General features: G+C 44.5%; 9 protein-coding genes. All 9 read left to right on the top strand.

Translation table 11 applies throughout. From position 1 onward, the window contains the following. Positions 1-800: 800 nt before the first annotated feature. The 9 genes from csx2 (at position 801) to cmr6 (ending at position 9,838) form a co-directional block, all read left to right on the top strand. Positions 801-2,126 (top strand): TIGR02221 family CRISPR-associated protein, encoded by a 1,326-nt coding sequence (gene csx2 / locus B4113_RS03615; RefSeq protein ID WP_033843684.1) that lies wholly within the window; start codon positions 801-803, stop codon positions 2,124-2,126. Beyond that, a complete protein-coding gene (cmr1, locus tag B4113_RS03610; RefSeq protein WP_033843685.1) occupies positions 2,113-3,015 on the top strand; it encodes a type III-B CRISPR module RAMP protein Cmr1 in 903 nt (300 codons plus the stop codon). Before csx2 ends, cmr1 begins: the two co-directional genes overlap by 14 nt. 17 nt (positions 3,016-3,032) lie before the next feature. Next, positions 3,033-4,808 (top strand): type III-B CRISPR-associated protein Cas10/Cmr2, encoded by a 1,776-nt coding sequence (gene cas10 / locus B4113_RS03605; protein WP_160331361.1) that lies wholly within the window; start codon positions 3,033-3,035, stop codon positions 4,806-4,808. After that, positions 4,805-5,974: a type III-B CRISPR module-associated protein Cmr3 gene (cmr3, locus tag B4113_RS03600; protein WP_033843687.1), complete on the top strand. Its 1,170-nt coding sequence runs from the start codon at positions 4,805-4,807 to the stop codon at positions 5,972-5,974. The genes cas10 and cmr3 overlap by 4 nt, the downstream gene beginning before the upstream one ends. A 210-nt stretch (positions 5,975-6,184) precedes the next feature. Beyond that, positions 6,185-6,439, top strand: coding sequence for a hypothetical protein (locus B4113_RS20020; RefSeq protein WP_033843688.1), 255 nt, complete (start codon positions 6,185-6,187; stop codon positions 6,437-6,439). A gap of 15 nt (positions 6,440-6,454) precedes the next feature. Continuing rightward, positions 6,455-7,453, top strand: coding sequence for a hypothetical protein (locus B4113_RS03590; RefSeq protein ID WP_033843690.1), 999 nt, complete (start codon positions 6,455-6,457; stop codon positions 7,451-7,453). A 21-nt stretch (positions 7,454-7,474) separates the two neighbouring features. Further along, positions 7,475-8,464, top strand: a complete 990-nt coding sequence (gene cmr4, locus B4113_RS03585) for a type III-B CRISPR module RAMP protein Cmr4 (protein WP_061912221.1) — start codon at positions 7,475-7,477, stop codon at positions 8,462-8,464. Between the two features lie 23 nt (positions 8,465-8,487). Continuing rightward, entirely contained in the window at positions 8,488-8,979 is a 492-nt protein-coding gene (cmr5, locus tag B4113_RS03580) for a type III-B CRISPR module-associated protein Cmr5 (RefSeq protein ID WP_061912220.1), read from the top strand. Further along, the gene (gene cmr6 / locus B4113_RS03575) at positions 8,960-9,838 is read left to right on the top strand and encodes a type III-B CRISPR module RAMP protein Cmr6 (protein ID WP_033843694.1); all 879 of its coding nucleotides are present in this window, start codon (positions 8,960-8,962) and stop codon (positions 9,836-9,838) included. The genes cmr5 and cmr6 overlap by 20 nt, the downstream gene beginning before the upstream one ends. Positions 9,839-10,579 lie beyond the last annotated feature (741 nt).

Here is a 10,579-nt window from a genome sequence, read left to right as displayed (position 1 = left end):
CTAGAAGGCCGGTGAAAAACCGCTGATTCCTTTCCATCAATGGGAGAATGAGCGAAAAGCAGGACCGATGTAACAAGGCTTTTCTAAATGAGAAATAACATTGTAAAGCGGTATCCACGATTAAATCACCAGCCTCCTAGGGAATGTTTCCCCGGTTTGTCCTCAGTTGACGCTTCACGCGGGATAAAGCCGCAGGAGTCTTGAATCGTTAACGCCTTCACCTGTTTCACGTTCGATCCCTCCTAGGTTCAAAGATGTGTCGTTGGCTTGTTAAAGTGTACAGTTCCGTAAGCTGATGGGCTTTCGCTTATGCTTAGGCATGTTTATTATGTTAATGTCCTCCGCGTAATGGCGATGGGGTGTATCTACAAGCTTGAAAGCAATATGGACAGACTTTTGCTTATGAAACAGCGACAAACTTAGACGCCTTATTTTGCCTCTAAAAGAAGCGGGCTGTTACGTCGACTTTTGGTGATGAGAGATGGAAAATGGGGAAGATTCTCCTAATTTGACACAAAAATAATTAAAGAATAGTGAAAATTAACTTTTTTTATGGTATGATAACCATGTCAATCTAGAAATTTCTTTGTGTGGAAGAATTGCCCTTGTGCGATGCAAGCAAGTTTTGAGGTGGGTTTGACTGTGTGGAGGGCAGAAGGTGATTAATGTTCTCTGCACCCCGCTGTTCGATTGTGTACATAAGGGATGGATGCGGCAAAGTAACTTATGATAATTAGAAATTCTGTATTTCCTTGGCGTTTGACTATGAGAGACTCCAAGGGCGGCAGAGGGGGAGAAGAATGATCAAATTTTTATCCTTTTTAGGGACTGGTCGTTATTTGTCTGGCGTATACCATCTCGAAGGAATCAAGTCAGAGACAACACCTTTCGTGCAAAAAGCAGTATTGGATATATTGCGGCAGCAAGGAATCATGGTTGACCGTGCGTATATTTTCGTCACAGAAAAAGCGGAAAGCACAAACTGGGCTGGTTTAGCTTCTGAATTAGAGCAGCTGCGCAAGCAAATGGACGGCTTTCGATATGACGCGGTGCGTATTCCGACAGCGGTATATCCGCAAGAAGTATGGGAAATGTTTGAAATCGTGACGAACGTGTTGGAAGAGGAGAATGAGGTGATTTTTGACATCACCCATTCATTCCGCTATCAGCCGATGTTGGCGCTTCTTACTCTTCATTACGCCCGGATTACAAAACGTGTAAAAGTGTTAGGAATCTATTACGGGTTGTTTGAACAGGAAAACGGGGAACATCCAATCATTGATTTAACGGCCTTTTCCGATATGCAGGACTGGGTGACGAACGTATACTCCTATATCCAGACAGGCAATGCCAACGCTCTGAGTCAATGGGTGTTGGAGCGTGGAAAAATGATCCGAAACCAGGAAAAAAGGAGTACTGAAGATTTAAGCAAGTTAAATAGCGCCACCCAGAAACTTAAAGAACTGACAAGTGCGCTGCAAGCGAGCCGTGCTCCGTTAGTATCGAAAATAGCAATGGAAGCGTCCCAATCATTAAAAGAGTTGCAGGAAGTCAGCGGCAGCTTGCGGCCGATGTTCCGTCCATTGAAAGTGCTGTACCAAAAAATGGAGGAAGATATTAGTGACTTGGCTGTTCAAGACGACATCTTGTCTGGTTTGGCTGCGATTGAGTGGTGCATCAACCATGGGCTCACACAACAAGCATATACACTTGCCAGTGAACTTTATACAACGGCCATATGTTTGAAATATAAATGGAATCCATATGGCAAAAAGGAGGAGGGGGAAGAGATCAGTAAGAGAGAGTTAGTCGATCGGGCGTTGACTGCCGCGATGAAAATTATTGAAAAGAAACGTTCAATGGATCAATACCGCGAACAATATCGTGATGAGAAATATTTGTCACTGATTGAAATGGTGCTTTCACATAGACCGTTGCTTGATATATTGCACAAGATCAGAGATTATCGCAATGACTTGAACCACGGCGGATGGCGACCGGCTCCGTTGTCAAGCGAAACGCTAGAGAAGAAAATAGTGGAACTGTTCGGCCAATATCGCTCTCTGTTGTTGGAATTTTGGCAAAATCATGTTGAAAGCGGGGAGAACAATCTTGCTGCAAAATGAGTATACGTGTGAAATAATTACGCCGCTTGTCGCTAAGGGAGCCGACAAGAGCATACTGGAACTTCGCGCCTCGGCTTTGAAAGGGGTGATGCGATTTTGGTGGCGGGCGTTGCATGGCCATCTTTCGTTCGAGGAACTGCGAAAGAGGGAAGGGGAACTATTTGGAGAAAGCGGCATGAGCCAATCCCCATTGACTGTTCGTGTTTGGAGTATTTTTCCTAGCGGAGAGACGTATTTACTTCCGCACAAAAAGCAGGTGAGAACGAGAAGTTACAAGTGCGGCCAGTCGTTCAAGGTGGTGTTGAAGGCAAGAAAACATCTAGAACTATATGATCGGCTATTCAAAATAGTTGTTCTGCTTGGGGGATGGGGGATGCGAAGCCGGAGAGGATTTGGGAGTATAACGATTAGGAAAATAAATGGGAATCCCTATGCCTTACCGAGCGACTTGCTAGGCATTAAGTGTTTGCTAGACGATTTTTATGACAAATCAGGCATCGCAAGGCCGATGATCGATGTGCGGGAGTCTGCCATTGTTGTTTCATCTAACCGCGATAATCGGTTTCCTTATATTTCATCTAACCGCGATAATCGGTTTCCTTATATAAAGATGATTGAAGTAGGGGATGTGTGGACAAATGCTGATTCCCTCCTCCAAAGGATTGCTCAAAGTGCCAGCGATCATAATCACGAACATAAAAGAATTGCTAAGTCCGGCCGTCGTTTTGCTTCCCCTATCGTCGTTTCAGTTATTGAAGATCATTCCTGTCAAGTTAATCGGAGCGGCCGGTTGCGGCCGATTATTACGACATTGAATTCTGTTCCACCTTTTTCTTTAAAAGGGGAGGTGGATCAGTTCCAAGCATTCAAGGAGGCGATTTTGACATGAACAGATCCCTGCTTTATGTGACCATCGGCCCGGTACAGAGTTTTATCGAGCAGGCACGGAAAACACAAGATCTTTATATTGGCAGCTTGCTTTTGTCGCATTTGTCGCAAACTGGGATGAATTTGATCCGTTCCCAGTATGGGGGGACGATTATCTTTCCCAATCCAGAGAACGATTCTGCTCCCAATCGATTTGTAGCCAGCCTTTCTGGGCATTATTCAATCGATGAAGTAGGTGGACAAGTCGAGCGGCATATTCACGAAGAGTTTATGAGAATTGGCAAAAGCTTGATTGGACCGGATAAACTCTCGTTTTTTGTGTCTGATTCCTTTCGACAGTCGTATTTTGAACAGCTAGAAGCTCATCTGCAAATTTTCTGGGTCGGTATCCCGTATGATGATTATCATCGCTCATATGCCAAGCTGGAAACATTGATGGGGCAGGTAAAAAACATCCGTCCGTTCCGCCAGATTGAGGAGCAGGGAAGAAAATGCAACTTGACGGGGGAACACAATGTATTATTCTATCGTAATCCGAGAGTGGATAAAGAAGGAAAGAGAAAGTTTTTTATCCCGGAAGAAGCGATCCCTTTAAATGGGGAGCGATACGTTTCCTATATCCGTGAAGGGGAGTATTTAGGAGCTCTTGGTTTTATTAAACGGTTTGCCTTTATGGATGAAGCATTCAAAAACAAGAAGATCCAATTTCCATCGACTGCTAAGGTGGCCATGCTCGACATCTTGACAGATGAGGAAATAGAAAACGATCATATCGATTATGCATATGTATTTGACATACTAAACGAAAATCCACCAGCTAACGACATCACCGAGCAGCAGCGCAGGGAAAGCGATAAGCTCATTCAACGGTTGAAAGCAGAGAAGAAGCGACCGAACCCATACTATGCCATGATCGTATTTGACGGTGACAGCATGGGAGAGTGGTTCGGCGGGGGGAAACTCGTGCATAAAGAGCAGCTTGAAGCGTTCCAGGAAAAGTTTACGTTTTGCCTAGGGGAATACGCCAAATGGGCGAAACGATATTTGAACGGGTCAAGAGGAAAAACGGTGTATGCCGGCGGGGATGATTTGTTTGGCTTCATCAACCTCGGCTGTCTGTTTGAGGTCATTGACCAACTGCGGCAAGAGTTTGACAGGCAAGTGAACCAAAAGTTGCAGGGGGAGTTTGAGCTGAGCGGGCAGCTGACGTTTACGGCTGGCATCTGCATCGGCCATTACAAAGAACCGCTTGCAGATGTCGTCAGAGGAGCTCGTTATGCAGAAAAAATAGGAAAAAAAGTTGAACCGAAACGCCCCGATGAACAAGAAAAAGATGCTTTTTGCATCAGTGTTTTGAAAAGAAATGGGGAACATCTGATTTCAGCACTGAAGTGGGGCGTCTCCAGCCAAGAAAATGAAAGCACACCTCGATTGTTGCAGCAAATTCTTGCTTTAATGACAAAACATTTTTCCGATACGTATTTGCAAGTGTTGTCCCGTGAATTGTTTGCCTTCACCCGGAAACCATTCCGGGAAATGATGGAGGCGGAGCTGAGAAGGCTGCTCAACCGAAGTTTCAAAAAGGTAGACGGGGTGTCTAGAGAGGAGACTGTTGAAGAGTTGCTCTCCCTGCTGATGAAATTGTGGAAGATCAGCGACTATCTTCCGACAATCAACCAAAAAGCAGTCGGAGTGCAGACAGAGAATCATTCCATTTTGAATTTTATAAATACACTGTATATCCTTTCGTTCCTTAAACGACATCAAGCTGATGGAAAGGGAGACGGGCAATGAGAGTTCTCATTCAGCCGCTTGACCTTCTCTTTGTCCGGGATGGGAAGCCGTTTTCGATGGGGGAGGATGTCACGGCTCAAAGCGTTTTTCCACCGCCGCCTAGCACGTTTTATGGGGCGTTGCGCAGCGCCTATTTTGGAACGAATCCAAATGAATTCACCCCCAGGCAGCTCAACACCGACGATGATCCTACTGTTTCACTGACGGTCAGGGGAGTGCATGTATATGACGTGGAAAAAAAGCACTTTATTTTTCCGATTCCGTTAGATCTCGTCATTAAGGAAGATGACAGCGAGAGGCAAGCATATGAATTACAAATGAAAGAAAGGAATTTTTCTTCAAACTATCCGTTTCGAACGATTCTCGCCCCGCCGGATGAGCAAAACATGTACCGCTCGGCAGAAGGAAAATACATAAACGAAAAAGAGCTAAAAAAATATTTGCAAGGTTTAAGAAACAATGAGCATATTCGTTATTTGCCTCCGGAAGAGGGAGCGGATGAACAACCTATAGCCAAAACGGAAATGAAAATCGGCATTGCTATCGACCGCCGAACGAGAACAGCGGAAGAGTCCAAACTTTACCGTATGGGGATGAAGCGCCTTCATCCAGCCTATCGTTTTTTCGTTGATTTTGATGGGCTCGATGGGTTAAAAGATTCAGGACTGCTTCGTTTGGGGGGAGAAGGAAGAACGGCCTTTTACTCAAAAACGGAAATCGAGCCGCCTACGTTTGCGTGGCCTGACTATCATCGGAATTCTTCGTCCTCTCCCTCTAGGCAGCTCTTTAAGCTGTATTTTGCTGCTCCTACTTACTTTGCCAACGGTTGGCTGCCAAGTTGGATTGATCCGGAAACGATGTCCGGTGAATATCAGGGAATCAAGCTCGACTTGGTGACGGCCGCTGTCGGCAAGTACATGGCGCTTGGCGGATTCGATATGAAGGAGCGTTATCCTAAGCCGATGCGGCGTTTTGTTGGTGCAGGGAGCGTCTATTATTTCGCTGTTTCCTCTGAACACATCGAAGAGGTGACCACGATTTTTCACGGTCAATGCATATGCGATGAGCCCCAATGGACAAAGCCAACATACGCTCAACAAGGGTTTGGTCTTTGTTATGTCGGAAAGGTGGCGGCCAATGAAACGGATGAGACATCGGTCGTGTAGATGAAGGGAGTTATGAGGAGAAATTTGTAAACTCTAAAAGGGCGGTGATTTACTCGCGCAACCGCTTCCCAGCATCGTTTTTCAAATAGAAAAGCCTTGCAACAGTGCACACTTTTTTTCATCGACCAAAGGAAACTAATGTTTTTCACCAGCCTTCTAGGAGAATATCGATTCTTCATAAATCCATCTTTAGGAGGAATGAGCAGACTTATGAGGGAATTGGCCAAGATTATTACAACAGTTGGGAGCTCACTGTTCACTAACCTTGTGAGTGAGCAAAAGAGAATGCGGGATGAGTACGAACTGCTGAAAGACATGTTGTACTGCTCGAATCATTGCCGAAAGTACAAGGACGAAATTGATGGGTGCCGTAATTGGCTAAGGGAATATGTCAAGAAAAACAAAGACGCCTCCGCTGAGTTAAGCAGCATTCGAAAAATTGCCGCCGAAATGCTAGACAAATAAGTTGAGGTTTGTTTATTGGCCAGCGAAACGATGTTGTCTTGGATCTCGGCTGAGATCATTAAAGAACAGTTGGAAACCGAAGGATATGTCGTTCACTTTGAAGTGGTTTCAGGGCTTCAAGTAAAAGACGCCCTCAGATTTGAAAAAGAGGGTCTTGTTAATTTTATCGACAGGGTATGGTATTTTTCCAACGGAGGGTATAACGGTGTTTTGAATGTCACGGGCGGATATAAAGCTTTAATCCCGTATGCGACGATCTTGGCTCAACTTTATCAAATGCCGATGTACTATTTGTTCGGAGATACGTTTAGCGCTCAAGAGTCGTATCCGCTCATTCGCTTTCCACAAGCGCCTCTAGCGATTGATTGGAGTACGTTTGAAAAGTATGCGAGTGTAATTAGGGATTTACACGCAGGAATCGACGATTGGGAAGAGTACAAACGAAAGCATAACATTAGCTACGACTTCAGTGCCTGTATTTCTACGACGGATGGAAAAGATGCCCTCTTGAATGCGATTGGTGAAATGTTTTATCGCATATATCAAAAGTTTCAACTTGTTTACGTCTTGCAAAATGGCCCGTTTTCGGGAGAAGACGCTCATCGGAACCGTCCAATTTTGCACCAGGAAATAGGAAAACTGATATCCGCTTTAACTAACTATATCAAAAGCAATGGTTTAACAAAAGCAACAAAAGAAGAAATCGTTCAACGCATGACGATGCCAGAACAAACAGGTGGAAAGGATGCGGGAGAGCTTGTTCACGCCTGCCGCCCAGGGGACGAGCATTTTATTTTTAAAGCTCCGCGTTCGGGCATAGAAGTGCGTCTGTTGTATTCGTTTGATTATGACCATATCCAAGAAAAGCTTACGAAAGTGGTCATTTATGATTTTCGCGTTGGCCAATTTAATCATAGCAGTTATATTAAGGAATTCCGCACATTTTATCAACTTAACAAAGATCGTGAGTTAATTCCGTATTTGCTTGAGCCAAATAACTATATAACTCAATGAACTAGGAGGAGTTCAGTTAAGATGTATCAGTTAGCGAAACCGTTAATCTTCATCAGTGCAACTCCATCCCATGTTGGGGCGGGGACGGACTTAGGAGTTGTCGATTTGCCAATTCAACGAGAACGTTACACGGGATTTCCAAAGTACGAGGCTTCCAGTGTGAAAGGCAGCCTGAAAGATGCTTTTTATGCATTAGCCGCTAAAAGCAAGGAAGATGTGGCGGATCGTGCCGAACTTCAGCACCCGAATGGCCGATTCGACAAAATAAACAAGCAAATGATTGAAGATGTGTTTGGAAAAGATGAACAGGCGGATCACGCTAGCGCTATTGCGTTCACCGATGCCCGAATTTTATTGTTTCCGGTCAAATCGCTGAAACATGTGTTTGTTTGGATTACGTGTCCGCAAATTCTCAGCCGTTTCAAACAGGAAATGCAGCTATGCGGGATTGACCTTTCCACATATGACCACAACCTCGAGGGAACAATCCCTCAAGGAAGTGATTTGATCATATCGGGGCAGGGGGTTTTGCTAGAGGAGTATTTGGTCAACGTTCAACAGAGCGATGAGTGCACCAAATGGGCAAACTGGTTTTCAGAGAATCTATTTCCTTCCTCCGATGAGTATCAGTATTGGCGCAATAAATTAACACGCGATTTAGTCATCGTTCCAGACGATGTATTTCGAGATTTTGTCATGTTGTCAACCGACATCGTGACAAGGGTGAGAATCGACCGGAGTAAAGGAATTGTCAAGGAGGGGGCTTTATTTACAGAAGAGTATTTGCCAGCTGAATCGGTTCTTTATTCACTGGTGATAGCCTCCCCTGTTCTGAAATCGAAAGACGAGGGGCTGTCTGATGAACGATTCGCGAGCGCGCAAGGGGTGATCGATTTCTTTGCACAGTTTTTGCCGAGAGTCATTCAAATCGGTGGCAATGAAACGATTGGCAAAGGGATCACTCGCACTCACCTTATCGAAGACGGCAGGAAACAGACGATTGAGGTCTAGTGAGAGAAGAGGGAGGAAATAAAGTGAGCAAGCTCATTGATATCGAACAAGAACGGGCGAAATTTGCCTACGATTGTGCGAGCTTTGGCATTTCCATTGCAGAGGAAAAGAAAGCGTACAATGATGAGTATTATTTTGATGAGAACTATGCATCTTACGTAAAAAAGATCCCGGCATTAATCAAAACGAACGGACTCAGCGCCACGTTTGCTTATGTATTTGCTAAAAGAAAAAAGGAAGACAAGAAACCAAACGGAACGGTAAAACTACCTGGAAGCAAAGATCATCCGAAAAATGCATACGATTTAATTTACGAGCAAACGCGGCGATGGCTGGCTGACAATCCTGTCCTTTCTTTTCCAGAGTTGAGGAGAAAAGACACGGAGCTTATGAAACTGCTGCTTTCTTTAAATTCCGAACAATATCGCCAAGTAACGTTAGAAATTTTGCGCCTTTTCCAATGGTTGCGTCGTTTCGTCGAGGGGGTGAAGTTAAGTGGTAAAATACCGTCCTAATGAAAATAAAAAACGGAATGACGCAAAGAAAAGCGAGCAGATGTTTGTGGAGCGACTTTGTCTGCCAGCAGATACAAGAAGAGTATTGGTTACCGAAAATGATATTTTTTCATCAGGAGTCGATAATTATTGGCTTCAGTATCATCGGCTCATTGAACAGTCTAATGACCAAGAAAAGGAACGACTACGTCCCTCAGTCTTTCACTTTAGGCCTGCTTTCCAACAGGAACTGTTTGACAACTTGCTCAAACGTCAAAAAAAGATCATTGCAGACAGTGGATGCGAAAGTCAATGGTTTCAAGTCAGTTTTGAATGGCGGCTGGCTCTTGGTTTAGGGGATGCATCTGTCTATGAAACATCCATTACCCTGCATCCGTTGTATGGGTATCCATATTTACCGGCTCAGGCCATTAAAGGCGTTTGCCTCTCTTATATGATTTTTGAATATTTTGATGGCGAGGAGAAGAAAGCGGAACAATCCCAAGCCTTCCGTTTCCTTTTCGGTGATCAAGACGAGCAGGGGAGTGTCATATTCACGGACAGCATCCCTGTGCAAATACCAAAAATCAAAGAGGACATCATTAACGTTCATTACAAAATGTATTACCAACAGCAAAAATGGCCTGTAGACTATGATACACCATCGCTTGTGTCATTCCCTGTCGTCGAGAAACCGAGATTCCAGTTTGGCGTTCTATTGAAAGAAAATGTGACATTTACTGAAGAACCATTTAGAGATGAAACAGCCACCCAGGTATTGAAGAAGCTTGTTTCCGGTGCATTTTCCGAGCACGGAATCGGCGCAAAAACGGCTGTCAATTACGGATACGGAATCGCGCAATCGATAGAAGGATGGTAAAAAACCAGTATCTCGCCCTGTCTGGGACGCTTGGAAGGAATGGGAAGTGTAGCTGGTCAAATTTCTCTAACAGATAAAGCGTTGGATGCACATTTTTTTCCTTTAGAGCACCAACCTTGATAGAAGAAGAGCGTAACGTAAGCAGCAACTCTTTGAAAACTAGATGTAAATAACCATTCTTATTGCCATCGGTATGGCTCATTGCACACCCCAAAACAGCCGCAAAAACGGCAGGGGTGTGCAAGCCTCTTTTTCTTTCGATTCACGAAACATGGTATTGATAGATCAATAGTTTGAACGTTTGACAGATTCGGTCAGCTGTACAAGTTGACATAACCAATTTTTATGTTTTGCAGAGGTGTGAGGGGTTTGCAAAATGGCCTCTTGCCGCCTTAGAAGGCTGGTGAAAAACAGCGATCGCCCCTAGCTGACGTCGGATGACGTGAAACGAGAAGCTGATGTCGCAAAGTTTCTCAATTCGAGAAACAAGGCGGTGAAGCAACCTGTTCCTTTTGTCACCATCCTTTTAAAGAGTCAAGGGTAAAATGAAGATGCTGTTGAAAGTAGTGGGCTTCGTGGAGAGGATTCTTTACCCCTTCGAAAAAATGCTAGAAGGTCGGTGATTTAAGGGAGCAGGCCGCTTACCGACCTCGTTTCTCAAATAGAAAAGCTCTGTCGCATCGGTATCACGTTTTACACCCCCCCATCGTTCAAAAGAAATAACCGTTTTTTCCTAGCCTT

The organism is Geobacillus sp. B4113_201601, assembly GCF_001587475.1.
Lineage (GTDB): Bacteria > Bacillota > Bacilli > Bacillales > Anoxybacillaceae > Geobacillus > Geobacillus icigianus.
The sequence above is the reverse complement of the archived record's forward strand: the minus strand, read 5'-3'. Positions and strand labels throughout refer to the sequence as shown.

Coding starts and splice junctions, on each gene's coding strand:
- csx2 (WP_033843684.1), top strand. CDS start 801: ATGATCAAATTTTTATCCTTTTTAGGGACTGGTCGTTATTTGTCTGGC.
- cmr3 (WP_033843687.1), top strand. CDS start 4,805: ATGAGAGTTCTCATTCAGCCGCTTGACCTTCTCTTTGTCCGGGATGGG.
- B4113_RS20020 (WP_033843688.1), top strand. CDS start 6,185: ATGAGGGAATTGGCCAAGATTATTACAACAGTTGGGAGCTCACTGTTC.
- cmr4 (WP_061912221.1), top strand. CDS start 7,475: ATGTATCAGTTAGCGAAACCGTTAATCTTCATCAGTGCAACTCCATCC.